This is a genomic window from Vibrio sp. JZG120 (genome assembly GCF_053890955.1).
Map to the genome: position 1 here is coordinate 369,785 of NZ_JBSRRK010000002.1, position 24,603 is coordinate 394,387.

The window sequence follows — 24,603 nt, forward strand, 5'->3', positions numbered from 1 at the left end:
TGATCTAATGTCCACTTTTACATTCGGATACACTCTTATTGATGGTTTTATTGTTTGCTAGCGTTAACTAATTCACCGACTTTATCTCACTAATTACGTCGTCTGGTTAAGCCTAGAAAAAGGTGGCCTCGCTCAGTAGCAAAGGATGTGCTTTATAACGTTGAGCTTAATGGCTTTCAGAGCTTGAGTAACAGGAAGAAACAAGGTAAAAAAGAGCGGACTTTTGATAAGGAAACCAATAATGAGTATTAAGGAAAATAGCTATTTTGCAGGTAGTGTAAAATCACTAGGCTTTAACCAGAATGATCAGGACGTTAGCGTTGGTGTAATGCTTCCTGGTGAATACACGTTCGGCACTCAAGCGCCTGAGCGTATGACGGTTGTAAAAGGTGCACTTGTGGTCAAGCGTGTCGGCGAGAGTGATTGGACGACTTACCAAAGTGGTGAGTTTTTTGAAGTGGAAGGGAACTCCTCATTTGAACTTCAAGTGAAAGACGCGACTGCGTATTTATGTGAGTACTTCTAAAGCGTCCTTTTTGCCTGTAACAAAGCCACCTTCGGGTGGTTTTTTCGTCTATGTCCTTCACTTATAACGCATCTTTTGGTTATTTGGGTATATACTTAATAAAAATGTACCCATCGACCAGGGAGGAAGTGATGGCAGTACAACGCAAGCATTCTGATCTCCCTCCTCGTTACGAGGACAAAGATCTCACCAATGAGCAAAGACATCGTTTTACCGAGGTCGCCAATGCAGCCCATAAGAGACGTGAATTCTATCGACGTGCTCTAGGAAAAGGCTTAATGGGCAAAGTGAAGGACCGTGCGTTTAAAGGCCAATTCGGTCGCCAGCAAGATAAGCCGAGCAGAGTGCTGCAAGCTGTGTGGCTAATCGTATTTCTGGTGCTGGGGCTATGGGTGATGCATGTATTCGCTTAACCGTTAGCAAGCTTCTGACACAGCCGGCGTTTCAGAGGCTGACTTCTCTTCGGTATTGCAGTGTTCGTAATACGCGTATTGGTTTTTCCCTGTGTGTTTAGCCGCATACATTGCTTTATCTGCGCACCGAGTCAATTCAGATAAATCCTTCGCATCTTGTTTGTAGATAGCAGCGCCCACACTCATTGTTAACTCGTTAATCATATCGTAGCTTCGGTAGCCTTTTGGGAATAGATTCACAATACGCTTCAAAATGCTGTCGAGGTCATCTTTACTGTTTATGTCGTACAGCATGAGCACAAACTCGTCGCCCGCAAATCGAGCGATGGAGTAGTCGTGTTTGTCGGTTTTTCTGTCTTTATGGCGAACATTGTTTTTTAATCGAGTTGCAAAGGCTTGAAGCACTTGGTCACCAATATCGTGTCCGTAGGTGTCGTTAATATGTTTGAAGTTATCAATATCTAGGAAGACCAGAGCAGTGATGCTGTCATCAGATGAATGGTTGATCTCATCGAGCTTTGCTCGCGCCCAAGTTTCAAAGCTCCAGCGGTTGGCAAGCCCTGTGAGTTGGTCAAAATACGCCAACTCTTCAATCCCTTCACGATAAAGTGTTTGAATGTAGTTGAGGACTTTTGTGTAGTAATACGAGAATGTGTGACACACAAATGCAGTTGCTATCAGGGTCAGCATAAATCGTCGTTCTATGATGTCACTGGCTGTTGGTAGCCGATCTAAAAAAACGACGCCAAAAAAGATCAGTAAGATATAGGTGCCACTAAACAGCAGACCGACTTTAAACTCATTGATCAGCACCAGAGTGGCGACAATAGGGTATAGCCATAGTAGTTTGCCTGAGGGGGCATCGTTATACAGAAGTAGCAATAACCCTTCGAACATCAAAACTGCACTCAGCCATAGGTCGGCATATTGATGATGTCGTTGAACCTTTATCACATAACTGATACCTAAACAGGCTAAGGCACACAGAGCATGGAAAAAGCTTAATCCCCAATTATCCTCAAACAATTGAGCAATGGAGCCATAAGTTAAACATGCCGCGGCGATACTGGAGCATAAAAAGACAATTTTCTTTTTTCTTGTTGAGCGGATATCCGCCATTTCCTCTAAGCGTGCTCCAGCCAATGTCGACATTACGTATCCTTACTTAATTAACGTGTACGCTTATTCTAGGCGGTATTTTAGCGATAAATAGAACAACAAAGTTTCCAAATGTGATGTCAGTCATTTTTAGTATGGGCCTAGAAATGTGGTTTGGTGAGAGTGCTCAAAGCACAACACAAGCTTATAAATTTTTCCATGGCGGATCTTTATGGCTTCAGATAGTTCTATTTATAATTCAAAGTAATGCATTTCCACCGCCGTATTTGCAGGATCTATCCTGACTCAACTCTGTTGGGAGTAGCATGAACTGCGCCTTCTACCTATTGAGCTCATTGTTCGTCAATCGACGATCTCTAAGTTCCGGCAATGAGTTTTTCGTTGTGAAAAAGCATTAGAAATATTTTTCCGAAACAGAGCGAAATATTGTTGTCGTTGTGACCAATATGCGACTAGAATCCGCGCTAAATCACGACCTCATATCGAGCTTCGTTCGAGTCACTCTTTTTCCAAACTGCTTCACACATTTTGTGAGGCAGTTTTTAGTTGTAGGAAAGGTTACAAACATGCCTAAAAGCCAGAACATCAACCAGCGAATGTCTATTGTGGCGTTAGCTTGGCCGATTCTTGTCGAAATTTTGCTACGGACGGCTTTAGGAACCAGTGACGTGTTCATGCTGAGTGGCTACTCGGACAAAGCCGTATCCGCTGTTGGTGTGATCACGCAGATTACCTTTTTCTTAATCATCGTTTCGACGTTTGTCAGCAGCGGAACGGGGATTTTGATTGCCCAATACAATGGCGCAGGGCGCGAGCAAGAGTCTGTGAGCGTTGGTGTTGCGAGTATTGCGTTGTCTGTGCTCGTCGGTGTGCTATTGAGTGTGATTGCCGTGCTTGGTGCGATATTCCTGCTCCCGTATTACGGTTTGGAGGCGCAAGTCGAGCAATACGCACGTGAATATTTGCTGATCAGCGGAGCGATGACGTTCAACGTCACCATAGGCATAGTCTTTACGACCATTCTGCGTAGCCATGGCTATTCGCGCTCTCCAATGGTGGTGAACTTGATCTCGGGTGTGTTCAACATCATTGGTAACTATATTGCGCTTTACCAGCCATTCGGTTTACCTGTGTATGGTGTGCAAGGTGTAGCAATAGCAACCGTCGTCAGCCAAGTCATCGGTACGTTAATGTTATGGTTTATTCTCGCTCGCAGTAGCATTGAACTACCAATGTCGACTATGAAACAAGTACCGGCAGAGATTTACAAAAAAATCTTAAAAATCGGCGGTATGAACGCGGGTGAAGTGCTGTCTTACAATGTGGCGCAAATCTGCATTGTGTACTTTGTGGTGCAAATGGGGACGGCATCGTTAGCGGCTTTCACTTATGCGCAAAACATTGCCCGTTTCTCGTTTGCTTTCGCGCTGGCAATTGGTCAGGCTGCGCAAATTAAGACCGGTTACTACATCGGTAAAGGTTGGGTGAGTAGCATTTTAAAACGCGTACAAATCTACTTCTTAGTGGGATTTGTGGCATCAACGGCTGCAACCACACTGGTTTACCTGTTTAGAGAAGAGATTCTGCGCGTATTTACCGATCAACCGGAAATACTCGCATTGGCAAGCTCGTTAGTCATGGGCTCAATTTTGCTCGAAGCTGGACGTGTGTTTAACCTGATTTTTATCGCGGGGCTCAAAGGCGCGGGTGACATCAAGTTCCCAGTGCAAATGGGGATTTTGAGTATGTGGGGATTAGGCGTGCTTTTCTCTTACATCTTTGGCATCCACTTGGGTTATGGCGTTTTAGGGGCTTGGATGGCAATCGCACTCGATGAATGGGTACGTGGTATCATCATGGCAAGACGTTGGCGCTCTCAGGTGTGGACCAAGTTTAAGGTGAGCTAACGGTTTTCGGTATTGCGCATCACGCTTATTCTGTTGTTAGAAAACAAAAAAGGCACTGTTAGTCAGTGCCTTTTTGTTATTTAAAATCGGGAAGACGTTAGAATTCGCACTCAGCTTGGAACACCATACGCTCTTTGCTGTATGGATGATCCAGCTCTAGCATCTCAGCATGCAGGTGCAAGCGATTCGCTTTTTCGCCGTATAAACCATCACCAACCATTGGCATGTTTAATCCCATGTGATGAGCACTGTGTACACGTAGTTGGTGAGTTCGCCCGGTTTTCGGATACATGTATACCTTGCTGCGTCCATCTTTGACGTCAATCAGTTGCCAGTAGGTTTCTGCATGTTTCCCGTGTTCAAAACACACCAGTTGACGTGGGCGGTCGTCGGGGTCACCACGCATTGGCAGTGAGATTTCCCCTTCAGGCTCGTTTAATACGCCTTCGAGCAGTGCCATATAACGTTTTTGTACGTCGCGAGCCATAAACTGTTTTTGCAGACTTTTGTTCGCGCGCTTGGTTAAGGCAAACACCAAAATGCCAGAGGTCGCCATGTCGAGGCGATGAATCACAAACGGCCCTTCCACATCAGGGTACATCGCTTGTAGGCGCGTATAAGCAGAGTCCTTGATAGTTTTACCAGGCACTGAAAGTAAGCCCGAGGGCTTGTTGACGACGACCATAGCGTCGTCTTGGTAGATTATCTCCAGCTCTTTGTCTTCTGCCCAATTCTCCGCTAATGGGTTGGGTTCGACGTCCAGCCCTTGCATCATATGGCCTAAAATCGGCTGACATTTGCTGTTGCATGATGGGTAGAATTTTTTGTGTTGGCGAACTTCAGACTTTGGCGACACACCCCACCAAAATTCTGCCAACGCCAGCGGTTTGAATCCGTGTTTAAACGCGTATTGAAGCAGTTTTGGCGCAGCACATTCCCCCGCACCTGCTGGTGGGATTGGGTTTGTGGTGTCCGCAAAAATGTCCACCAAGTCGCGTGCTTCGCCATGGTTGTTTAGGAAGCGGTATTGTTTATGCAATTTGTGCTGCAAAGCGTTGGAGAGCGTTTTGCGCTGCTCTTTCAGATGAGCAAGTTGCTGCTCTAACTCGGCCAAGCGAGCTTCTTTGATTGCAAGCTTTTCATCCCACGCTTGCTTTAAGTATTTGAGAACGTTTTTCTCGGCGACACTTTGCTTACCCAACTCATCCAACAAGATTTTGAGGTCATCGGCATTGAGCGTTTGCTCGCCCTGTTGGCGCTGTTGTTTGCGTGCGGCGCGGCCGTCAATCATCACTTGGCGCTGTGTTTGCTCCTCTTGCTGATAAGCGGCTCGGTCGGCTTGGATTTGCGCTTTAAGCTCCGCCAATTCCGGATTCGCGGCACAGGTTTTGTACTCCGCATTGGCGGCGTTGATGGCATCCGTTTCTGCACGGAAGAAGCCTTCATCGGTCAGCATGTCGTACACAGGAGGGACAAATCCTGGAATCAAGTTTTGGTCAGCTATTTTGCCAGAAAACGCACTTAAAAAGCCGAGCTCGCCTTGAGAGCTTTCTACTAGTAATACGCCAAACATTTTGCCTCGTCCCGTTTCTTCATTAACCAAACCAAAATCGTGTTCGAAGTCGGTTTGCGCTAATAAGTGCTGTTGCAATTGCTTTGCAGCCATAACGCAAAGAGGATGCGGCGTGTAGTAGAACGGAAACGTAAACTGCGTTGGTAATTCATAGTCAGAAGTATCAGCAGTAAAACGAGTAAAACAATGTTCAGGCGAGTGCATGGTGGGTATCCGCGCGAGTAAAAAATCGAGCGAGGATTGTACCTGTTTGAGTCAGGATTGCCATGTCGGTGTTGGCACTCGCTCTTGGATTAAGAACAAGAGCGAGTGGGGAAGAGCTTATTGCAGTTTTTGTAATGCCAGCTTCCACTGTGCCGGTTTGTCGTAGTAGGCCGAGTGCGGCAAGGTCAGGTACTCGCCATTTACTTCTGCAATCAGGGTTGGATAACCACCAACGTGTAACTGGCGCATCAACTGTCGGCTAGAGCGAATTTTCTCATCTAGATCGGCTTCGCTTAACGTCATGTTTTGCTCCCACACATCGTTTGCTAAACCTAGCGATTCTGCAATGGCTTTGAGCGTCGATGCTTCATTCACTTTTAACCCGAGCTGATAATGCGCGGATTGGATGGCCTTTAGCATGTGCCATGGATTCCGCCCCATTTTCTCCGCACTCAAGATCGCTTGTGTTGGTAGATAAGAATCAAGAACAAACGCATCTTCGCTTTTCACGCGTTGTAAATAAGCCTCACCAAACGTTGCTCCCGTTTCGGTTGCGATACGAGTGTCACTGTTGATGATGTGCTGACGAAATTCAGGCTCAATCGCGCGTTTCTCGATCATGCCGCCGGGATGAAGCACTACCTTAAATTGAGAGTTGTCCATCAAGGCTTCGATGAGTGGTGATGCCCCGTAGCACCAACCACACATGGGATCGAAGAAGTAATGCACGGTTACCATGACATTTCACCAGTATGCACTTTTGCACCGATTTCTAGCGCGATTGGCAATTGAGCTTCTGGGTATTTCGCTGACATGGTGTCAATGAGTAGAGCGCTGTTATTGCTGTGTTTTTTCGCTTGCTGAAAATCCTGCAAGTATTGTTGCGAGTAGCGAATGGTGTCTGCGTTCAGCTTTGTGCCTGCTTTCATGTGACCAGGAATGACCACTTGAGGTTTAAGCGCAAGCATCTCGCTAAGCTGCTGCTCCCAAGCATTGATGGCGGTTTGGTCAGCGGCATCGGCCATCCATAAATGCACGTTTGAGTACACGGCTACGTTACCCAGAATCGCTTTGTTATCTGGAATCCATAGGTAAGGGCGGTGTGCTGATGTGCCATGGTTACCACGGATTTCAATCTTATGGCCTTCTAGCTCTAATGATGCTTTGTCGTACGCGACAGGGATCACTGGTTTTACCGGTGCGTTTGCGCCAAGTTTTGGTCCCCAGTACGCCAGCTTTCCAGCCAACTTCTCTTTAATAATTTTTTGAACCGCTGGCGTTGTGATGATCTGCGCATCAGGGAACTGTTGGTGTAAGGCCTCTGCGCCAAAGTAGTAATCTGGGTCGGCTTGGCTGATGAAAATGGTTTTAAGCGTTTTGCCTGAGTCCAACACTTTGGCGGCAATGCGCATCGCGTCAGCTTTGGTGAAGCCAGTGTCGATGACCATGGCATCAGTCTTACCGTATACCAAGGTTGAGTTAACGTGGAAGCTGTTACCGTCGGCGTTGTAAACCTCAAGAGTAAGGGGAGAGTGGTTTGCCGCTAGGACAGGGCTTGCCATTAAAATGGATGTAGCAATAAAAGTGAATTTTTTCATAATAAGCTCCTAAAGAATTTGGGGCCAAGCGACGATGGCTTGGGAACGGGAGCTATATTAGGAAATTGATACGCTCGGAAAAATACACAATAATGTGCATCACTATTTCTTATTTCGAGCAAATATATGGACAGAGTAACGGCAGCAAAAGTATTTGTGGATGTGGTGTATTCTGGCAGTTTTACCGCGACCGCCGAGCGGTTAGACATGTCTCGGCCAATGGTGACTCGTTATGTAGAGGCGATGGAGAACTGGCTACAAACTCGTTTGTTGCACCGCACCACGCGCAAGGTGTCCCTCACCACCGCAGGGGAACGCAGCTTGCCTCAGATTGAGCGCTGGTTAAAACAGGCCGATACGTTGACGTCAAACATTGCCGTTGATGGTGAGCTGTCCGGAAAAATCCGTCTCGCGTCTAGCACTTCATTTGGGTTCTCACAGTTGATCCCAGCAGTAAACAGTTTTATGCAAAAGCACCCCAAAGTGCATATCGACATTGATCTGCAAGATTCAGTGAGTGATCTAACCGAGCAACGCATCGATCTAGCGATCCGAATTGCGTCAGATCCCGATCCTTCTTTGATTGGTAAGCCGATTGCGGTGTGTGAATCGGTGTTGGTGGCATCACCGCAATACTTGCAAACTCATCGCGCGATCGCGCATCCGCGAGATTTATCTTCACACGACTGTTTGGGTTACAAAAACTTTGAGCGTCACGTGTGGCATTTGTCTCAGGGCGACCAGTTCGAATCGGTGGGAATTGAGTGTAGCCTAACCAGCAATGAGGCCACGGCGTTATTGCATGGCGCTTTGCAAGGCATGGGTATTTCGATGCTGCCAACCTATTTGAGCAATATCTATCTGCAATCGGGTCAGCTTGAGTCGGTGTTGCCGGATTGGAAGCCAAATGATCTCAACATTTACGCGCTGTATTCATCGCGTAAACACTTGTCTCCTGCGGTGAGAGCGTTCATCGATCACAGTGAAGATTACTTTAAACAGCACCCTTGGTAATCGCGAAAGGCCTCGTCATCCCGGCTTGAGATTCATACAAGATCCTGTACCTTACATGGATATATTTTTCGCAGCGTCATTTAGAGTTTTAGTTAATGTCACAAGTTCGCATAAAATTTATTGCTTCCGATATGGACGGCACTTTGCTTGACCAATACGGTCGTTTGGATCCAGAGTTTTTCGATCTGTTTTTGCAATTGGAAGAGCAAGGTATTTTGTTCTCCGCTGCGTCTGGTCGTCAGTATTACAGCCTGCGAGACACGTTCGCGCCAATCAAAGATCGAGTGTTGTATGTGGCCGAAAACGGCACCTTGGTGATGTACCAAGACAAAGAGCTCTACAGTTGCACCATTCCTAAAGCGGAAGTGGCGGAGATTGTGAAAGCGGCTCGTGAAATTGACGGGGCGAACATCGTATTATGTGGCAAGCGCTCGGCGTACATCGAAACGCATGATCAGCAATCACTGGAAGAGTTTCAAAAGTACTACCATCGCTGTGAAACGGTGACGGATTTGCTTGAGGTCGAAGACGAGTTCATCAAGGTAGCGATTTGTCACTTTGACGGTTCGGAAGAGCTCCTGTTCCCGACCATGAACGCGAAGTTTGGCGCAACGCATAAAGTTGTAGTGAGCGCAAAAATTTGGCTGGATGTTATGAATGCCGAGGCCTCTAAAGGCGCCGCCATTAAGCATCTTCAAGAGACGATGAATTTTACTCCGGCAGAAACCATGACGTTTGGTGATTACCTCAACGACCTCGAAATGCTGCAAGTCAGTGAGCATTCGTATGCGGTTGCTAACGCGCATGAAGAGATTAAGAAAATCGCTCGTTATTCTGCGCCAAGCAACCAAGAGGCTGGGGTACTCAAAGTGATTAAAGAGAAAGTGTTAGCGAAGTAACGCCCTCCTTTCGATGTTACTTTCTTCTTAACGTAAAAAGCCCCGCAGTACATGCGGGGCTTTGTTTTTTTTTGTGTGTGGTGGGATGGGGTAGTAATGTTCCCGTTTTTTAGCGTACGTACTTAGCGGTTGCGCTGACTAAAAAGTGCTGCAACTTTCCATCCGATTTTGGTACCCACAAATCGTTGTGGTATTGGTAGATACGGCCATTGACGGTCACAGACAAGGTATTATCACCCGTTTGTTCCATGCGAATAAACTGATCCGAAGTGACCAAAAACGGCTCTTGTTCTTCAATGCTCTGTCCCGTTGCCAATACGAAGTAGCCGAATCGGTTGCCAGCATCCGGATCGGTTGAGTAGATTCGATGCCCAACGAGGCTGTAGTCGTCGTTGAGTGCCTGCTCAAGCGTTTTTTGCCCGATGGTTTCGTGCGATGGGATAAATACCCAAGCCAACACACCTGCCGCAATGACTGCTAGTAGAAGCAGTACTTGCATGAACTTTCTCATCATAAATACCGTTTAACGTTGAAATTTCATTTTGTACATGCGCTTATCCGCTATGCTGATAAGAAAGTCAACATTGTTACTGTCTTTTGGGTATTGGGCTAAGCCCATGCTGGTTGATAGTGTTGCGACGTTGTCGGAATTTAGTATTGGCGCATCAAATACCGCATTGATATGCTCACGAACGCCTTCTTCATCAACATGCTCCCCTTCGAGGATGACGGCGAACTCATCGCCTCCCATGCGATAGACGGTAAAATCATTCAACGCCATAGATTTAAGCCGTCTAGCAATTTCACGTAGTACGGTGTCTCCCACTTGGTGACCGTGTGTATCGTTGACACTTTTAAAACCATTTAAATCTAAAATCCACAGAGAAAAAGGCCTTTTCTCTTGAGTGAGCTCATTCAGGTTGATAAATAGTGCATTGCGATTTCCAAGATGAGTCAGTGGGTCGCTGAGCGCCAGTTTTCTATGGAAATGGGATTCACGATAAAAGAAATAAGTCAGAGACAGGATCGACAAAACGAATGTAGCAAACAGCATATACTGCGCTTGCATTAACCGTTGCGTTTCTCCTTTCTGTGCCTCATAGACTTTGCTGCTTAGGCGAAAGTTCTGATTAACGAAATCGACCAAGCTTAAGTACAGTGTTTGAGTGGATCGATAAAATTGAGCCGCAGCTTGGCTATCGCCAGTTCTTGCTTCAACTAATTGCGCTTCCAGCCCCTGAAATTCCTCAAAAAGATCAATGAAATACTGATGCATATTATTTCGAGAGAAAAAAGTGTAGGCTTCATTACTACTAATTAATAAATCGAATCTACTCCAGGCCAATTCATATTGCAGCTCTGCACCTTCGATATTTAATACATTTTCATCGACTCGTCTCGCTTCTCCGACAAGTTCCGAAAGCTCTTTAGAGAGTTGGAATAAAAACCAGGTTGCTTGTTTTTGCTCATTATTAAAGTTTTGTGACAGTGCGCGTGTCTGCTGCAGAAGCAATACATTTGCGAGAAGCAAAGAAGTGGCAAACACCACAAGTAACATTTTACTAGTTGTAGAGTATTGTGGTGCTCTCTGCTTTTGATGGGTGGGTTCTGATAACTTCATTCTTATTATTTTGCTTTCATCTCATTTACTTGCCAGACCATTTGCGCGTGATATTTATTGTAGTTGAGCTCAGGATAGAGACTAAGAGAGTATATTACCCAAAATGGCCCCTTATTCCTGACTTTTATATAGTGTTGATCTTGTTGGTAAGCCAGTATTGGTTGGTATCTAAGAATGTCTTGTCGAGACAGTGTCGAGTGATAGTCATTCAAGCTACTGACATCAACTTGTTCTGGCACTTTGCCATAGACGTGGGTGAGGAGCGTGCTAAGTTTGACCCCAAGAAATTCAGAAGAAGCAGGGATCCAAGGCAGCGTGGTTGTGTAGCTGGTGGTTGGTAAAGATTGAATCTCTTCCAGTTTTAATGTGACACTAGGTTGTTGGCTACTGCTAAATACGATCGTACTTGCAGATAAGAATGGCGCAACAAAAAACAGACCTAGCGCGACTATCTTTTTCATCATATGCCCTTTGAGTTTTATTCTTTTTGCTGAGCTAGGACAAAGGTGCTAGCGGTACTTTATTTGTAATTGTAATAATAGAGCCAACCGGATGAGATTTTATAATATGTTATGTTTGAAAAGTAACTGTCGGTTTACTGTACGTCAAGGTTATTAAGTGACTTCTTAATTAAAAGGTCAGAAATATGCGTTATTATTTCGCTCTATAACGAATTCGTGTCAGTTCGCAGATTTTTAATGGAAATTAATCCTATTTTCAACCGATGAATTGTATTGTGAATGAGAATTAGAAGGGTTAATGATTGAGGTACAAGCAAATCCGATTTCATCCTTACATTGTTCTCTATCTTTATTCCAATGTTATTTAAGATTGGTATGTTAATACGCACCAAAAATAAAGCCACCTAGGTAGGTGACTTTATTTTTTAATTCATCAAGTTACTTCTATGAATTAGGCAAACAAATACTTCGCATGGAAGTTGAGATGATCGTCAATAAAGCTTGAAATGAAATAATAGCTATGGTCATAACCAGGTTGCATTCTTAAGTTCAGGTTTGAATCATGCACTTTTGCTGCAGCAACCAGCGCTTCTGGCCTAAGTTGCTCGTTGAGGAAGCCATCAGCATCACCTTGATCAACCAAAATAGGAAGTGGTGATGGTTTTTGCTTGAGAAGCTCACTTGCATCGTATTGCTTCCAGCTCTCAATATCTTTGCCCAAGTAAGCAGTAAAGGCTTTTTGTCCCCAAGGGCATTGGACTGGGTTACAGATAGGGCTAAACGCCGATATTGAGCGATATTGTTCTGCGTTTTTCAGACCAATGGTTAATGCTCCGTGACCTCCCATGCTGTGCCCAGAAATCGATTTTACTTCTGAGACAGGGAAATTGCTTTCAATGATCTCTGGTAACTCTTTAGTCACGTAATCGTACATGAAGTAATGCAGTGACCAAGGTGCTTGAGTCGCATTAAGGTAAAAGCCAGCTCCTTTACCCAGGTCATAGTTTTCATCGTCAGCGATACCTTCGCCTCTTGGACTCGTGTCCGGAGCAATGATCGCAATGCCAAGCTCGGCCGCCATACGAAATGCGCCCGCTTTCTGCATAAAGTTTTCATCGGTGCAGGTTAAACCAGATAGCCAATACAAAGCGGGTACGGGGTTCGATTTAGTGGCATTCGGTGGTAAGAAAATTGCGAAGCGCATCGTGCAGTTTAGGGCTTTGGATTCGTGTGTATATTGTTTGTGCCAACCGCCAAACACTTTGGCCTGGCTTACATTTTCAATGGTCATGAATAAACTCTCTAACAACAGAATGAATTCAGGCTCCCCTTACGGAGAGCCTGAGTCAGCATTACTTATCCATATGGATAACGGTACGGATGCTCTTACCTTCGTGCATCAGATCAAATGCTTTGTTTACGTCTTCCAAGCCCATCGTGTGAGTAATGAACTCTTGTAAGCCAAACTCACCCGCCATGTAGCGGTTTACGATTTCTGGAAGCTCAGAGCGACCTTTCACGCCACCGAACGCACTGCCGCGCCATACACGACCCGTAACCAGCTGGAATGGACGAGTTGAGATCTCTTGACCCGCACCCGCAACACCGATGATCACCGACTCACCCCAACCTTTGTGACAGCACTCAAGCGCTTGACGCATTACGTTGACGTTACCGATACATTCGAATGAGTAGTCCACACCGCCATCCGTCATTTCAACAATCACTTCTTGAATTGGCTTGTCGAATTTTTGTGGGTTGATGACGTCTGTAGCACCCAGTTGTTTCGCTAGGTCGAATTTGCTTTCGTTGATGTCGATACCGATGATGCGGCTTGCTCCTGCCATGCGCGCACCGATGATCGCTGAAAGACCGATGCCGCCCAGACCAAAGATCGCAACCGTGTCGCCTTTTTCAACTTTTGCAGTGTTCAGAACCGCGCCCATACCAGTCGTTACGCCACAACCTAGTAGACACACTTCTTCAAGAGGCGCTTGCTTGTTCACTTTGGCTAATGAAATTTCAGGCAGCACTGTGTACTCAGAGAACGTAGAACAACCCATGTAGTGGAAGATGGTTTCACCGTTGATAGAAAAACGGCTTGTACCATCTGGCATCAGACCTTTACCTTGTGTTTCACGAACGGCCTGACAAAGGTTGGTTTTGCCCGATTTACAGAACTTACACTCGCCACATTCTGCGGTGTAAAGAGGAATCACGTGGTCGCCAACCTCAACGCTGGTAACACCTTCGCCAACCATTTCAACAATACCGCCACCTTCGTGACCAAGAATCGAAGGGAAGATGCCTTCTGGATCGTCGCCTGACAGAGTGAACGCATCAGTATGACAAACACCTGTCGCGACGATGCGCACTAGCACTTCACCCGCTTTAGGAAGCTGTACATCCACTTCTTCCATTTTCAGTGGCTCGCCAGCCGCCCACGCAACCATTGCCTTGGATTTGATGTGAGTTTGACCAGGTTTGATTTCAAGAGTCATTGGATTTTCCTTTATATTCTCAGTATATGGAGTGACGTAATAAGCGTAGTTAAGGTTTGCTTCCTGCGCTGCGTCGTTTTGTTGGTGTCCATTCTAGGTGTTTCAATAAAAATGATAATCCGTCCATTTTGAAAATGATTTTTACATATACGTAATAATGTTAAGGTGAGTGGACAACAAGAGTGTGATGCCTCCTCAAAACAGAAGGGAAAACGGAAAAGGCGATTGACCTGAGGTTAGGTAGAGGGACTAGAGTAGAAAACAATCAACCCATCAGATAAGTAAGAGTGATTATGAATAAGACGGATCTGAACGCCTATTTAACCAAGCTCGGTTTGCCGAGTGAGTTACCCGCCGATTTGGAGTCATTGCACAAGATTCACGTAGCGCAGCACCGTTGCCTGCCGTTTGAGAACTTTGATATTTCGTTGCAGCGTGGCATCTCTGTTGAGATTGAAGACATCATTCAAAAAACCGTGTATCACTCCCGTGGTGGCTACTGCTTTGAACTGAATGGCTTAATGCTCGATGTGCTCAAGACCCTCGGGTTTGAAGCGCGCAGCTTACTTGGGCGTGTTCACGTGATGGGGACGCCGACAGGTCGCAGCCATCAAATCACGTTGGTGACGCTGGATGAACAAGCATGGATTGTCGATGTAGGCTTTGGCTCCAATACGCCGCGCGCGCCATTGCCGTTTATCCTCAACCAAGTGATTCAGACGGATTTACAAACCTTCCGCTTTGTTGAAGATGCCCAGTTTGGTTACTTCCTTCAAGTTTTGTCAACGGACGGAACGGACACATGGAACAACCTTTATAGCTTCGATTTAGAGTTTGTGTTTGCAGGTGACATCGCGTGTGGCAACTTTTTTACCTCCACTTCTCCCAACTCGCGTTTTACCAGCGCAAGAGTCGCGGCGAAAGCAACAGAAAGTGGGTTGGTGACATTGCTTAACTACACACTCAAATACACCAGCCAAGGTGAGCAGACAGAATTGGAGTTAGAGCCGGGCCAAGCCTATCTGGATGCATTGAAAGAATACTTCGGCATTGAGCTTGATGCACAGTACGGCGATCTTCGTCCGTTGCCTGACGCGTAAAATTCTCCCGTTTTCAAAGCGTAGCGCGACGAGAACATTTTCATCACTATTTGTCTAAAAGAGGTCGACAGGAATACAGCATGGCGAATTGGGAAGGGGTCAGCGAATTTGTTGCTGTGGCGGAAACCAACAGTTTTACCGGAGCAGCAGCTAAGCTGAAAACATCGGTGGCACAAATCAGTCGTCGGGTATCGGCACTTGAAGAACGACTTGCGGTGAAATTGCTGCATCGCACGACGCGAAAAGTCTCCCTGTCTGAAGCCGGACAACTCTATTACCAGCAGTGTAAACATTTGGTGGAAGGGTTAGAACTGGCCGAGCTTGCTGTCACGCAAATGCAGACCGAACCGCGCGGTTTGCTGCGCGTGACGGCTCCTGTGACGTATGGGGAAATGAATCTCGCGCCGCTTTTGCATCAGTTTTTGGAAAAGTACCCGCGTGTGGATCTTGATTTAGTGCTGACCAACCAAAAGCTGGATTTGATTGAGCAAGGTGTGGACGTGGCGATTCGTCTTGGCCGCTTGCAAGATTCCAGCATGATCGCCAAGCGTCTTTCCTCACGTCAAACCTACGTGTGTGCTAGTCCGATGTACTTGGAGCGTTTTGGTGAGCCACATACGTTGTCGGAATTGGGACGGCATCAGTGCTTGGTTGGCTCGGTCGACTATTGGCACTTTAAGGAAAATAAACGCGATAAATCTTTACGCGTGTCGGGACGGATTAAATGCAACAGCGGTTTTGCTTTGGTGGACGCAGCGAAACGCGGTCTTGGTTTAGTGCAGCTGCCGGATTACTACGTTCAAGAAGCGTTAGACAGTGGTGAGTTAGTCGAAGTGCTGACCGATTACCGCGACGATCGCGAAGGCATTTGGGCGCTGTATCCGCAAAGTCGCAATTTGTCGCCAAAAGTGCGGTTATTGATCGACTTTTTGGCGCAAGAGTTGGCGTGATCAGCGCATCAACTGACGCAACGTGACATCCGGAAGCGCGGTCAGTTTTTTACTTTGCACCAAGAACAATTCCGCGCACGCCAAGGCATCACTGGCGGCAGAGTGCGATAAGTACCCCGGCAGGTGATAATAGCGGCGCAAATCGTCCAACTGATAACTGCTGTGCGCGCCGCTTTTCCCTGCATAGCTAAACTGCTTTTCGATTTGCAGAGTGTCGATAAAATACGCGGGGAAATCCTCTACTTGGTAGCGAGAGGAAAAATAAGCGTGAATGAAGGCTTTTTCAATGCAGCATCCGTGGGCGAGCACCACTTTTCCTGTGATGCGTTCCAACAACCGATTCATGCCTTCATCCAATGGCAGTCCTTTGGCGAGATCTTGCGGAGTTAAGCCATTAATTTGCGCTGTTTCTGGTTTGATGAATTGTCCATGACAAATGTACCACTCTTTGGAGCTGGCGATATCAATACCGTCCAGCGTTAGGTCAACCACGCCAATCGATAAGATTTTATCACCTTGCGCGTCCACGCCTGTGGTTTCAAAGTCCAACGCAACAAAACTCAAATCCTTCAAGGTCGTTGAGTCATCCACCAAAGGCCGTTGAAGATAGTCTTTCAGCACCATTGGCCAATCGTCAACAACGTGAATGGCTTGGCGTTTTTGCTCAGGAGAGAGCGGCGTTTCCCACCGTTTAAACCAACGTTTAAGCATGGTTACGCCCCTTTCACAAACTTCAGTTTCGCGACATCTTGCAGCTCACTGATGATCTTAAATGCATCTTTTAAGTGCTTGCGCTCAAAGCTACTGAAATCATCGGGTGCGATGTGGTTGTCAGGTGTGGTGCCTGCCAGAATCGCATTGAGTTGATGACGGAAACGTACCTGAGTAATAAAGCGATACGCGCCAATGATGTTTTCAACACTGTCTTTCGACAATGTGCCGTGCTGGGCTGCGTAGCGAAAACGCTCTTCTGTGCCAGTTAACGAGCCGCCAGCGGCAAGACTGAAAATACGCGCCAGATCGATGATCAGATTCAATGCGTACTTTTTGATGTTTAACGTGTTGCTGTTTTCCCCACCTTTTTCCAACACCAAATTGTTGAAAATGCCAAGTGGCGGCTGAGTGTCAATCGCATCGCGCACCAAAGCCGGAATAAAGCTCGGGCTCTTTTGAATACAATCATGCAAGTGTTGCTGGATTTGATCGACAAACTCGCGGTTGCCGTGAATGGCACGCACTTCAAGGAATACGCTAATGCTCAATAGTTTGTTGTATTCTGGGCTGGCCACCCATTTCTGATAGTACTCTTTCCAACGACGAATTGGCTGACACCACTTTGGTGACGCTGCCATGTACTTGCCATCGCAAAGTGGATAGCCGCACGCCGCTAAACCATTACACACCCGCATGGCAAGGTGAGTGAAGTACAGTTTATGTTCTTCGGTGGCGTCATCGGAAAGCACAATCGCACTGTCTTGGTCCGACAGCATGTGCACTTCGTTCCGGGCGTGAGAGCCTGCAACCAACCACGCGTAATCACATGGCGGTGGGCCCAACAGTTCTTCATTGAGCTGGATGATGCGGCGCGTGAAAGCGTCCATGATCATCGACATCACTCGACCCTGAATTTCCGCACTTACACCGCTTTCCACCAACGCTTGGAAAATGGTTTGACGTTCTTCTTTCAACGCCGCCAGCGCGTTGAGTGAACTCGCGTATTTGATTTTCTCAATTAAGAACAAAGACTGCGTGCGGTGGTTATGCACTAAATGTGTTGTCGTTAGAAGTCCTTTCACTTGCTTGCCATGTACCACGGGCAAACAGCGAATGTTGTATTGCAGCATCAAGGAAATGGCTTGAATCACTTTAGCATCGTCTTCGATCAACACGGGGTTTGGCGTCATCACGTCGGCAATGGGCTGATTGGTATCCATGTCTTGCGCGACGACCGATTTCGTCATATCTCGGTCGGTGACTAAGCCAATAATTTCGCCTTCTTTCATCACAACGGCACAGGAGCTGCGTTGTTTGCCGCACATGGTTTGCGCCACACTGCGGATAGAGTCGTTCACATCGACAATCGCAATGTTTTCGCTGGCGATCTCGCCAACAGTACGAAAGAACAGCCCTTTTTCTTCTTTCCGACAAACGTACTTCACCGCAGAACTCAAGCGCACATTGGCTTGGGCGGCAAAATAGTCGGCAAATTCTGGGTGTTCTTCGCTGACCAGTTTTAGCTCAGAATGGGGGATCAAATAGAGCAATGAATCTTCAATCGCTTCCGCTTGGTAACCATCTTCGGCATTTTCGAGTGGGTCGAGGAAAGTAAAACCAAATTGATCATCTTGTCCAAGGCGTGCACGCAGTTCGCCGTTAGGCGTGCGCTGTTCAATGGCGCCGGTTCGGATGATGTAGAGGTAACGTTGATCGCACAAGGCGCTAAAACCAATGGTTTCGCCCCTCACAAGGTACTTGACCTTGACGGAGTTCGCGATGCTTTCAACCACAGGTTCTGGCAGTTTATCAAAGGGGTCAATTTTGATTAAAAAGTCGAAGATGTTTGGAGTGACGGATGTGCCCATGGTTTACCTCTAAAATGAACCGGTGTTTCAACATTGTTCTAAGTGGCAAAAAAAGCAGCCTCGCGGCTGCCTCTTGTTTCTGATTATGCCGGGTAATCGTGGTAACCCAATTGCTCAGAAATGTTTTTACCTGCTTGATGCAGTAAGCCGACGTAATATTCCATTCTCTCTTCATCGAAACGGATGGTTGGGAATGAGATAGACAAGCCAGCAATGATTTGACCAAAGCGGTCATAAATCGGCGCAGCGATACAACGAAGACCTGGTTCTTGCTCTTCGTTATCTTCTGCATAGTGGAAATCGCGCACTTTCGCCAATTCTTCTAGCACTTGATCGGTGTTTTCCAATGTTTTTTCTGTGTGCTTAATGAACTCGACATCGCTCAATACGTCACGAACGAAGCTTTCATCGCGCTCAGAAAGCAGCACTTTACCAATCGCAGTACTGTAGAGCGGATTGCGACGACCGATGCGCGATTGCATGCGTAGGTTGTAGCCAGAGTCGATTTTGTGGATGTAAATGATGGCATTTTCATCCAGCGCACCAAGGTGCAAGGCTTCGTTGGTTTGTTCTGAAATGTGGCGCATTTCTTTGTCGGCCAGTTCGATCAGATCGACGTACTCAAGCGATTTTGCGCCCAACTCGAACAGCTTAAGTGTTAGAGAGTACTTATCCGCTTCGCCTTCTTGAGACACGTAACCGAGCGATTTCATGGTTTGCAGAAAACGGTAAGTAGTCGCTTTCGACATCATTAGACGTTGTGAAAGCTCTGAAACGCCGATGGCTTTCTGTTCACCAAGTGCTTGAAGAATATGAAAAACCTTAAGTACTGACGAAACCGCTTCAGGCTGAGTCGACTTTTCCATTGTTGCCCCTTTCATTCTTAGTTTTCTGCATTATATCGCTGAAAAATTTAAGAACCAGTATTTTTAAAATGCCTTTTCAAAAATTTGAAACCGCGCAATTAAAGAATCCGGAAAAACAAGATCGCAATCAATATTTTTAAAACGCCTTTTCAAAAAAAATTGCAAACAGTTTCTTTTTGGGTCAGGATGAATGCATACAAAGTGACATGGCCAAGACGCCAAATCACGACATTACCTACTATTGAGGAAAACGACATGATTCTTGATTCATTTAACCTTGAGGGAAAAGTGGCCATTGTTACTGGTTGTGACACTGGTCTTGGTCAAGGTATGGCGCTTGGTCTAGCAAAAGCGGGCTGTGACATTGTTGGCGTAAATATCAGCGAACCAACAGAAACGATTGAGAAAGTAGAGGCTGAAGGCCGTAAGTTCGTCGATATCCGCGCTAACTTAATGAAACTAGACGACATCCCAACTATCGTTGACCGCGCAGTAACCGAACTTGGTCGCATTGATATCCTAGTGAACAACGCGGGCATCATTCGTCGTAACGACGCCATCGAGTTTTCTGAACAAGATTGGGATGACGTAATGAACATCAACGTGAAGTCTGTGTTCTTTATGTCTCAAGCGGTTGCAAAACAGTTCATCGCGCAAGGTGAAGGCGGCAAGATCATCAACATCGCATCCATGCTTTCTTTCCAAGGCGGTATTCGCGTGCCTTCTTACACTGCGTCTAAAAGTGGCGTAATGGGTGTGACTCGCCTAATGGCGAACGAATGGGCAAGCCACGGCATCAACGTAAACGCGATTGCTCCGGGTTACATGGCAACCAACAACACGGCGGCATTGCGTGCCGATGAACAGCGCAACAAAGAAATCGTAGACCGTATTCCTGCTGCTCGTTGGGGTACGCCAGAAGATCTAGCTGGCCCTTGTGTATTCCTAGCGTCTAAAGCTGCGGATTACATCAACGGTTACACCATCGCAGTAGATGGTGGTTGGCTAGCGCGCTAATCGAGTTGCGAGAAGGTGATGGTGGATACCACGATATTAGCGCAAGCTTTAGGGTTTATTAGTTTTGGTTTGGGATTCTCCGTCTTCTACCAGAAGAATGACAGGCACCTAAAAATCTTGATGCTGATTTTTAACCTCAATCATCTTCTCCACTTTTTATTGCTGGGTTCGATGGTCTCTGCGCTGAGCGCATTGCTGTCGGCGCTCAGAACGACCACGGCGATTTTTGTCTCGTCGAAACGAGTCGCTGCTGTCTTTATTGTGATCAGTTTAGTCAGTGGCTTTTGGGTAGCAGAGCAATGGCGTGATTTATGGCCGATTATCGGGACGGTGATTGGTACATACTCGGTGTTCTGCTTGTCAGGGATCAGGATGCGCATTGGCTTTTTGCTCGGCGCGTCTTGCTGGCTAACCAATAATATTCTGGTGGGTTCCATTGGTGGAACGCTGTTAGAAATGACCGTGATCGTGATGAATTTATTGACGATTTATCGCTTACATCGTCAGCAATCAGAATCCATGATTAATCAATCAAGTTATTAGGTGAACCATGTTCGTATTTAACCAAGACATTCCGATGGAAGATCTCGGCGAAGGGATTTCACGCAAAGTACTGGCACACAGCGACAACATGATGTCGGTAGAGGTGCACTTTGAAGAAGGTGCAATTGGTGCGATGCACTCACACCCGCACGAGCAGCTGACTTACGTGCTTTCTGGTGAGTTTGAATTCACCATCGGTGATGAGAAAAAAATCGTCAAAACGGGCGATACTATGTACAAAGAACCAAACATTGAGCATGGCTGCGTTTGTCTGAAAGCGGGTGTACTTATCGATACTTTCACCCCAATGCGCAAAGATTTTGTTTAAGAATTGAAATTTGAATGCGGAGTTTCCGCAGGAGTAACACATGAAAATTGCACTAATGATGGAAAACAGCCAAGCAGCGAAAAACGCAATGGTGGCTGGCGAGCTTAACTCTGTAGCAGGTGGCCTTGGTCACGATGTTTTCAACGTTGGTATGACGGATGAAAACGACCATCACTTAACTTACATTCACCTAGGTATCATGGCGAGCATTCTGCTGAACTCAAAAGCTGTGGACTTCGTGGTAACTGGTTGTGGTACTGGCCAAGGTGCATTGATGTCTTGCAACCTACACCCTGGCGTTGTTTGTGGCTACTGCCTAGAGCCATCAGACGCGTTCCTGTTCAACCAAATCAATAACGGCAATGCGATTTCTCTAGCATTTGCGAAAGGTTTTGGTTGGGCGGGTGAATTGAACGTTCGTTACATCTTCGAAAAAGCGTTCACAGGCAAACGCGGCGAAGGTTACCCAATTGAGCGAGCAGCACCTCAGCAAGCGAACGCGGCTATCCTAAACAACGTGAAATCAGCGGTAGCAAAAGACGTGGTTGAAGGTCTACGTGCTATCGACCAAGAGCTAGTGAAAACTGCAGTAGGCAGCACGCAATTCCAAGAGTGTTTCTTTGCGCACTGCCAAGTACCTGAAATTGCAGAATATGTGAAGTCGCTACTAGACTAAGCACTCATTTTATCGGGAAATAGGTTAAGGCCAGCCATTGTGCTGGCTTTTTTTGTTTTTAAGCCGGAGAGAATGCCATGCACGTTGCGCCGATTACTTCACTACAGACTTGGTTTCCTGAGCATCTCGTTTTGCCTTTGTGGTCTGAGCCTCAAATCCCCTCCCATCTGGTGCAAAGTTATCAAGAAAGAAATCCGAACGAGTTGTTACCAGATCGCGCAGTGTTTGAGATCACGCATCCCGAAATTGTCGTGTTTGAACCAGAGCAATCCAACGGGATTGGTATTTTATTGATGCCCGGTGGTGGTTATCAGCGAGTCTCGGTGGATAAAGAAGGGACGGACAGCGCACGCGTGTTGAACCAAGCAGGTTTTACAGTGTTTGTGATGACCTATCGCATGCCAAACGAAGGGCACGAATTTGGATCTTGGACGCCACTGGCGGACGCGCAGCGAGCAATGCGTTTGGTGCGTCGGTTGCCTTTGGCGTCTCACTTATCATCGATTGGTGTTTTAGGTTTCTCGGCTGGCGGACACGTTGCAGCGAGCTTAGCGACGAATCACGCATTGGATATTTATCCTCTTCAAGATGAGGCGGAGCGTGTATCTGCCAAGCCCGATTTTTGCGCTTTGATGTACCCGGTGATCAGTATGAACATCGATATTGCGCACATGGGCTCGCGTGCCGAGTTACTGGCTAATTTGGAACGTGAATCTGACCTTCTCCGATTTTCGCTAGAAAAACAGGTGACGTCAGACATGCCGCCTTGTTTTCTTTTACATGCCAGTGACGATACCGCCGTGAGTGCGGAAAACAGCCTCGTGTTTTGGCAAGCACTTCGCCAGCACGAAATCGCGACCGAAATGCACTTGTTTGAGCAAGGTAAACACGGTTTTGGTATTCGCGATGCGCAAGGTTTGCCTGTCGCGGCGTGGCCGCAATTGCTCTCTGCATGGCTACAAAATCTGACCGAGAAAGCACGCAGATAGATCAAGCTCACGAAATAAATGAACCGTTGTTTTATTTTTATTGTTAACTGGTTTTGTAATTGCAATAATGGCGACATCAAATACTGAGGAGACTTCCCATGAACCCAATCAGTCGTGTCGCCATCATCGGCGAATGTATGGTGGAGCTTAAAAAACATGACGGCGTGCTACAGCAAGGTTTTGGCGGTGATACGCTCAATACCGCGGTGTATCTTTCTCGTCTAACCAAACAACACGGGGTCGAAACTTCGTATGTGACGGGATTAGGACATGATCCGTTTAGTCGTGAAATGCTAACGGCATGGCGTGAAGAGGGGATCAATACGGACATGGTCTACCTTTCTGAAGATAAATTGCCAGGCATCTACGCGATTGAAACCGCCGAAGATGGTGAGCGTAGCTTCTTTTACTGGCGTAATGATGCGGCGGCAAAATACTGGTTGCGTGAGCGAGCATTGCTGTCGTTGGTGAAAGATCTTTGTCAGCATCAAATGATCTACCTGAGTGGCATTAGCTTGGCGATCATCTCGGACGATTGTCGTCAGATGTTGATTGAGCTGCTAACAATGTGCCGTAAAGAAGGTGTGAAAATCGCATTCGATAACAACTTCCGCCCTAAGCTCTGGCCTAACATCGAGCAAGCTCGTGATTTTTACTCAAAGATCCTCAGCGTCACCGACATGGCATTTTTGACCTTCGATGACGAGGTCATGCTGTGGGGAGATAAGCACGAAGATGAAGCGATCAGCCGTACGAAAAACTTTGGCGTGAAAGAGATCATCGTGAAACGTGGCGCGGACGACTGCTTTGTTGTAACACAAGATCAACAACACACCGTTGCGGCCTTGAAGGTTGATGCTGTGGTGGATACCACGGCGGCGGGTGATTCTTTTAGTGCGGGTTATCTTGCAAAACGAATTTTAGGCGGAGACGTTGCTGAGTCTGCGCTTGCTGGGCACAAAGTGGCTGGCACGGTTATTCAACATCGCGGCGCGATCATTCCAAGCCAAGCGATGCCAACTATTTAAGGAACGATGAAATGAAAGATCTGAACCAACAACTTTCAGAAATTAAAGTAGTCCCTGTTATCGCGATCAAAGACGCAGGCAAGGCAGTGAAACTGGCACAGGTGCTGATTGAAAATGGCCTGCCATGTGCTGAAGTGACGTTCCGTACTGAAGATGCCGCTTTAGCGATCAAAAACATGCGCGAAGCGTACCCAGAGATGTTGATTGGCGCGGGAACTGTGCTGACAAGCGCGCAAGTGGATGAAGCGATTGATGCGGGCGTGGACTTTATTGTGAGCCCAGGTTTCAACCCAACTACGGTGAAATACTGCCAACAGCGCAACGTGACCATCGTCCCTGGTGTCAACAATCCAAGCTTGGTTGAACAAGCAATGGAAATGGGTCTGCGTACGCTGAAGTTTTTCCCAGCAGAACCGTCAGGCGGCGTCGCGATGCTAAAAGCATTGTCTGCGGTTTACCCTGTAAAATTCATGCCAACCGGTGGCGTGAGCCCAAGCAATGTTAAAGATTACTTGTCTATTTCTTCAGTCTTAGCGTGTGGTGGTACTTGGATGGTACCCGGCGATTTGATTGACAACGAGCAATGGGATGAACTGGCGAAGCTGGTTCGTGAAGTTGCGGGAATTATCGAATAATTCCTCACCCCGGTTAGCACCGAGAACTATCGTAGATAGTCGAACGATCTTTT

Annotated in this window: 26 protein-coding genes; 14 read left to right on the forward strand and 12 right to left on the reverse strand. The window is 46.7% G+C overall.

What is annotated here, in order from left to right; translation table 11 throughout:
- Positions 1 to 241: 241 nt before the first annotated feature.
- Both ppnP and ACWPOD_RS07485 read left to right on the forward strand, forming a co-directional pair.
- Positions 242 to 526, forward strand: a complete 285-nt coding sequence (gene ppnP / locus ACWPOD_RS07480; RefSeq protein WP_005392006.1) for a pyrimidine/purine nucleoside phosphorylase — start codon at positions 242 to 244, stop codon at positions 524 to 526.
- Positions 527 to 657: 131 nt separating this feature from the next.
- The gene (locus ACWPOD_RS07485) at positions 658 to 939 is read left to right on the forward strand and encodes a hypothetical protein (protein WP_041853103.1); all 282 of its coding nucleotides are present in this window, start codon (positions 658 to 660) and stop codon (positions 937 to 939) included.
- A 3-nt stretch (positions 940 to 942) separates the two neighbouring features.
- On the opposite strand, the gene ACWPOD_RS07490 is transcribed toward ACWPOD_RS07485, so the two are convergent.
- Complete coding sequence (locus tag ACWPOD_RS07490; RefSeq protein WP_048625526.1) at positions 943 to 2,091, reverse strand: GGDEF domain-containing protein; 1,149 nt, start codon at positions 2,089 to 2,091, stop codon at positions 943 to 945.
- A gap of 533 nt (positions 2,092 to 2,624) precedes the next feature.
- On the opposite strand from ACWPOD_RS07490, the gene ACWPOD_RS07495 reads away from it, so the two are divergent.
- Positions 2,625 to 3,965 (forward strand): MATE family efflux transporter, encoded by a 1,341-nt coding sequence (locus ACWPOD_RS07495; protein WP_456231737.1) that lies wholly within the window; start codon positions 2,625 to 2,627, stop codon positions 3,963 to 3,965.
- A gap of 97 nt (positions 3,966 to 4,062) precedes the next feature.
- Here ACWPOD_RS07495 and ACWPOD_RS07500 read toward each other — a convergent pair whose 3' ends face one another.
- The 3 genes from ACWPOD_RS07500 to ACWPOD_RS07510 all read right to left on the reverse strand — a co-directional run bounded on the left by ACWPOD_RS07500 (position 4,063) and on the right by ACWPOD_RS07510 (position 7,340).
- Positions 4,063 to 5,742, reverse strand: a complete 1,680-nt coding sequence (locus ACWPOD_RS07500) for a pseudouridine synthase (protein ID WP_456231738.1) — start codon at positions 5,740 to 5,742, stop codon at positions 4,063 to 4,065.
- Between the two features lie 117 nt (positions 5,743 to 5,859).
- Complete coding sequence (locus tag ACWPOD_RS07505; RefSeq protein WP_167427145.1) at positions 5,860 to 6,480, reverse strand: DsbA family protein; 621 nt, start codon at positions 6,478 to 6,480, stop codon at positions 5,860 to 5,862.
- Entirely contained in the window at positions 6,474 to 7,340 is an 867-nt protein-coding gene (locus ACWPOD_RS07510; RefSeq protein WP_167427146.1) for an MBL fold metallo-hydrolase, read from the reverse strand. The genes ACWPOD_RS07505 and ACWPOD_RS07510 overlap by 7 nt, the downstream gene beginning before the upstream one ends.
- Before the next feature lie 126 nt (positions 7,341 to 7,466).
- On the opposite strand from ACWPOD_RS07510, the gene ACWPOD_RS07515 reads away from it, so the two are divergent.
- Entirely contained in the window at positions 7,467 to 8,354 is an 888-nt protein-coding gene (locus ACWPOD_RS07515; protein ID WP_167427147.1) for a LysR family transcriptional regulator, read from the forward strand.
- A gap of 95 nt (positions 8,355 to 8,449) precedes the next feature.
- Positions 8,450 to 9,253, forward strand: coding sequence for a Cof-type HAD-IIB family hydrolase (locus tag ACWPOD_RS07520; RefSeq protein ID WP_005464970.1), 804 nt, complete (start codon positions 8,450 to 8,452; stop codon positions 9,251 to 9,253).
- A 109-nt stretch (positions 9,254 to 9,362) separates the two neighbouring features.
- Here the strand turns inward: ACWPOD_RS07520 and ACWPOD_RS07525 are convergent, their stop codons facing one another.
- The 5 genes from ACWPOD_RS07525 to ACWPOD_RS07545 all read right to left on the reverse strand — a co-directional run bounded on the left by ACWPOD_RS07525 (position 9,363) and on the right by ACWPOD_RS07545 (position 13,836).
- A complete protein-coding gene (locus ACWPOD_RS07525; protein WP_031831553.1) occupies positions 9,363 to 9,767 on the reverse strand; it encodes a hypothetical protein in 405 nt (134 codons plus the stop codon).
- A gap of 9 nt (positions 9,768 to 9,776) precedes the next feature.
- Positions 9,777 to 10,874: a GGDEF domain-containing protein gene (locus ACWPOD_RS07530; protein ID WP_109169350.1), complete on the reverse strand. Its 1,098-nt coding sequence runs from the start codon at positions 10,872 to 10,874 to the stop codon at positions 9,777 to 9,779.
- 5 nt (positions 10,875 to 10,879) lie between these two features.
- Positions 10,880 to 11,335, reverse strand: coding sequence for a hypothetical protein (locus tag ACWPOD_RS07535; RefSeq protein WP_005391987.1), 456 nt, complete (start codon positions 11,333 to 11,335; stop codon positions 10,880 to 10,882).
- Positions 11,336 to 11,786: 451 nt separating this feature from the next.
- Complete coding sequence (gene fghA / locus ACWPOD_RS07540) at positions 11,787 to 12,626, reverse strand: S-formylglutathione hydrolase (RefSeq protein ID WP_167427148.1); 840 nt, start codon at positions 12,624 to 12,626, stop codon at positions 11,787 to 11,789.
- A gap of 61 nt (positions 12,627 to 12,687) precedes the next feature.
- Positions 12,688 to 13,836, reverse strand: a complete 1,149-nt coding sequence (locus ACWPOD_RS07545; protein WP_005464962.1) for an S-(hydroxymethyl)glutathione dehydrogenase/class III alcohol dehydrogenase — start codon at positions 13,834 to 13,836, stop codon at positions 12,688 to 12,690.
- Between the two features lie 293 nt (positions 13,837 to 14,129).
- Here ACWPOD_RS07545 and ACWPOD_RS07550 point away from each other — a divergent pair, with 293 nt between their 5' ends.
- Positions 14,130 to 14,936, forward strand: coding sequence for an arylamine N-acetyltransferase family protein (locus ACWPOD_RS07550; RefSeq protein WP_005464979.1), 807 nt, complete (start codon positions 14,130 to 14,132; stop codon positions 14,934 to 14,936).
- Positions 14,937 to 15,016: 80 nt separating this feature from the next.
- A complete protein-coding gene (locus ACWPOD_RS07555) occupies positions 15,017 to 15,886 on the forward strand; it encodes a LysR family transcriptional regulator (protein ID WP_005464972.1) in 870 nt (289 codons plus the stop codon).
- On the opposite strand, the gene ACWPOD_RS07560 is transcribed toward ACWPOD_RS07555, so the two are convergent.
- From ACWPOD_RS07560 to kdgR, 3 genes are all read right to left on the reverse strand, one after another.
- Entirely contained in the window at positions 15,887 to 16,597 is a 711-nt protein-coding gene (locus ACWPOD_RS07560; RefSeq protein WP_140390302.1) for a 3'-5' exonuclease, read from the reverse strand.
- Positions 16,598 to 16,599: 2 nt separating this feature from the next.
- A complete protein-coding gene (locus ACWPOD_RS07565) occupies positions 16,600 to 18,468 on the reverse strand; it encodes a DUF294 nucleotidyltransferase-like domain-containing protein (RefSeq protein WP_005482867.1) in 1,869 nt (622 codons plus the stop codon).
- An 83-nt stretch (positions 18,469 to 18,551) separates the two neighbouring features.
- On the reverse strand, positions 18,552 to 19,334 hold the full coding sequence (gene kdgR, locus ACWPOD_RS07570) for a DNA-binding transcriptional regulator KdgR (RefSeq protein ID WP_005460804.1): 783 nt from the start codon (positions 19,332 to 19,334) through the stop codon (positions 18,552 to 18,554).
- A gap of 255 nt (positions 19,335 to 19,589) precedes the next feature.
- On the opposite strand from kdgR, the gene kduD reads away from it, so the two are divergent.
- The 7 genes from kduD (at position 19,590) to ACWPOD_RS07605 (ending at position 24,550) form a co-directional block, all read left to right on the forward strand.
- Complete coding sequence (gene kduD / locus ACWPOD_RS07575; RefSeq protein ID WP_005482916.1) at positions 19,590 to 20,351, forward strand: 2-dehydro-3-deoxy-D-gluconate 5-dehydrogenase KduD; 762 nt, start codon at positions 19,590 to 19,592, stop codon at positions 20,349 to 20,351.
- Between the two features lie 18 nt (positions 20,352 to 20,369).
- Positions 20,370 to 20,894 (forward strand): YgjV family protein, encoded by a 525-nt coding sequence (locus tag ACWPOD_RS07580; protein ID WP_005497706.1) that lies wholly within the window; start codon positions 20,370 to 20,372, stop codon positions 20,892 to 20,894.
- A gap of 7 nt (positions 20,895 to 20,901) precedes the next feature.
- Positions 20,902 to 21,222, forward strand: a complete 321-nt coding sequence (locus tag ACWPOD_RS07585; RefSeq protein WP_005467181.1) for a cupin domain-containing protein — start codon at positions 20,902 to 20,904, stop codon at positions 21,220 to 21,222.
- A 40-nt stretch (positions 21,223 to 21,262) separates the two neighbouring features.
- Positions 21,263 to 21,898, forward strand: a complete 636-nt coding sequence (locus ACWPOD_RS07590) for an RpiB/LacA/LacB family sugar-phosphate isomerase (protein ID WP_005460779.1) — start codon at positions 21,263 to 21,265, stop codon at positions 21,896 to 21,898.
- Positions 21,899 to 21,975: 77 nt separating this feature from the next.
- Positions 21,976 to 22,887 carry an alpha/beta hydrolase gene (locus ACWPOD_RS07595; protein ID WP_140315862.1) on the forward strand — a complete coding sequence of 304 codons (912 nt, stop codon included), beginning with the start codon at positions 21,976 to 21,978 and terminating at the stop codon, positions 22,885 to 22,887.
- A gap of 98 nt (positions 22,888 to 22,985) precedes the next feature.
- On the forward strand, positions 22,986 to 23,915 hold the full coding sequence (gene kdgK / locus ACWPOD_RS07600) for a 2-dehydro-3-deoxygluconokinase (protein ID WP_005482884.1): 930 nt from the start codon (positions 22,986 to 22,988) through the stop codon (positions 23,913 to 23,915).
- 11 nt (positions 23,916 to 23,926) lie between these two features.
- Positions 23,927 to 24,550 carry a bifunctional 4-hydroxy-2-oxoglutarate aldolase/2-dehydro-3-deoxy-phosphogluconate aldolase gene (locus ACWPOD_RS07605; RefSeq protein ID WP_005460834.1) on the forward strand — a complete coding sequence of 208 codons (624 nt, stop codon included), beginning with the start codon at positions 23,927 to 23,929 and terminating at the stop codon, positions 24,548 to 24,550.
- The last annotated feature ends 53 nt before the right edge of the window (positions 24,551 to 24,603 follow it).

What these genes read in the sequence shown, in the direction of transcription:
- ppnP (WP_005392006.1), top strand. Translation starts at nt 242, where the DNA reads ATGAGTATTAAGGAAAATAGCTATTTTGCAGGTAGTGTAAAATCACTA.
- ACWPOD_RS07485 (WP_041853103.1), top strand. Translation starts at nt 658, where the DNA reads ATGGCAGTACAACGCAAGCATTCTGATCTCCCTCCTCGTTACGAGGAC.
- ACWPOD_RS07490 (WP_048625526.1), bottom strand. Translation starts at nt 2,091, where the DNA reads ATGTCGACATTGGCTGGAGCACGCTTAGAGGAAATGGCGGATATCCGC.
- ACWPOD_RS07495 (WP_456231737.1), top strand. Translation starts at nt 2,625, where the DNA reads ATGCCTAAAAGCCAGAACATCAACCAGCGAATGTCTATTGTGGCGTTA.
- ACWPOD_RS07500 (WP_456231738.1), bottom strand. Translation starts at nt 5,742, where the DNA reads ATGCACTCGCCTGAACATTGTTTTACTCGTTTTACTGCTGATACTTCT.
- ACWPOD_RS07505 (WP_167427145.1), bottom strand. Translation starts at nt 6,480, where the DNA reads ATGGTAACCGTGCATTACTTCTTCGATCCCATGTGTGGTTGGTGCTAC.
- ACWPOD_RS07510 (WP_167427146.1), bottom strand. Translation starts at nt 7,340, where the DNA reads ATGAAAAAATTCACTTTTATTGCTACATCCATTTTAATGGCAAGCCCT.
- ACWPOD_RS07515 (WP_167427147.1), top strand. Translation starts at nt 7,467, where the DNA reads ATGGACAGAGTAACGGCAGCAAAAGTATTTGTGGATGTGGTGTATTCT.
- ACWPOD_RS07520 (WP_005464970.1), top strand. Translation starts at nt 8,450, where the DNA reads ATGTCACAAGTTCGCATAAAATTTATTGCTTCCGATATGGACGGCACT.
- ACWPOD_RS07525 (WP_031831553.1), bottom strand. Translation starts at nt 9,767, where the DNA reads ATGATGAGAAAGTTCATGCAAGTACTGCTTCTACTAGCAGTCATTGCG.
- ACWPOD_RS07530 (WP_109169350.1), bottom strand. Translation starts at nt 10,874, where the DNA reads ATGAAGTTATCAGAACCCACCCATCAAAAGCAGAGAGCACCACAATAC.
- ACWPOD_RS07535 (WP_005391987.1), bottom strand. Translation starts at nt 11,335, where the DNA reads ATGAAAAAGATAGTCGCGCTAGGTCTGTTTTTTGTTGCGCCATTCTTA.
- fghA (WP_167427148.1), bottom strand. Translation starts at nt 12,626, where the DNA reads ATGACCATTGAAAATGTAAGCCAGGCCAAAGTGTTTGGCGGTTGGCAC.
- ACWPOD_RS07545 (WP_005464962.1), bottom strand. Translation starts at nt 13,836, where the DNA reads ATGACTCTTGAAATCAAACCTGGTCAAACTCACATCAAATCCAAGGCA.
- ACWPOD_RS07550 (WP_005464979.1), top strand. Translation starts at nt 14,130, where the DNA reads ATGAATAAGACGGATCTGAACGCCTATTTAACCAAGCTCGGTTTGCCG.
- ACWPOD_RS07555 (WP_005464972.1), top strand. Translation starts at nt 15,017, where the DNA reads ATGGCGAATTGGGAAGGGGTCAGCGAATTTGTTGCTGTGGCGGAAACC.
- ACWPOD_RS07560 (WP_140390302.1), bottom strand. Translation starts at nt 16,597, where the DNA reads ATGCTTAAACGTTGGTTTAAACGGTGGGAAACGCCGCTCTCTCCTGAG.
- ACWPOD_RS07565 (WP_005482867.1), bottom strand. Translation starts at nt 18,468, where the DNA reads ATGGGCACATCCGTCACTCCAAACATCTTCGACTTTTTAATCAAAATT.
- kdgR (WP_005460804.1), bottom strand. Translation starts at nt 19,334, where the DNA reads ATGGAAAAGTCGACTCAGCCTGAAGCGGTTTCGTCAGTACTTAAGGTT.
- kduD (WP_005482916.1), top strand. Translation starts at nt 19,590, where the DNA reads ATGATTCTTGATTCATTTAACCTTGAGGGAAAAGTGGCCATTGTTACT.
- ACWPOD_RS07580 (WP_005497706.1), top strand. Translation starts at nt 20,370, where the DNA reads ATGGTGGATACCACGATATTAGCGCAAGCTTTAGGGTTTATTAGTTTT.
- ACWPOD_RS07585 (WP_005467181.1), top strand. Translation starts at nt 20,902, where the DNA reads ATGTTCGTATTTAACCAAGACATTCCGATGGAAGATCTCGGCGAAGGG.
- ACWPOD_RS07590 (WP_005460779.1), top strand. Translation starts at nt 21,263, where the DNA reads ATGAAAATTGCACTAATGATGGAAAACAGCCAAGCAGCGAAAAACGCA.
- ACWPOD_RS07595 (WP_140315862.1), top strand. Translation starts at nt 21,976, where the DNA reads ATGCACGTTGCGCCGATTACTTCACTACAGACTTGGTTTCCTGAGCAT.
- kdgK (WP_005482884.1), top strand. Translation starts at nt 22,986, where the DNA reads ATGAACCCAATCAGTCGTGTCGCCATCATCGGCGAATGTATGGTGGAG.
- ACWPOD_RS07605 (WP_005460834.1), top strand. Translation starts at nt 23,927, where the DNA reads ATGAAAGATCTGAACCAACAACTTTCAGAAATTAAAGTAGTCCCTGTT.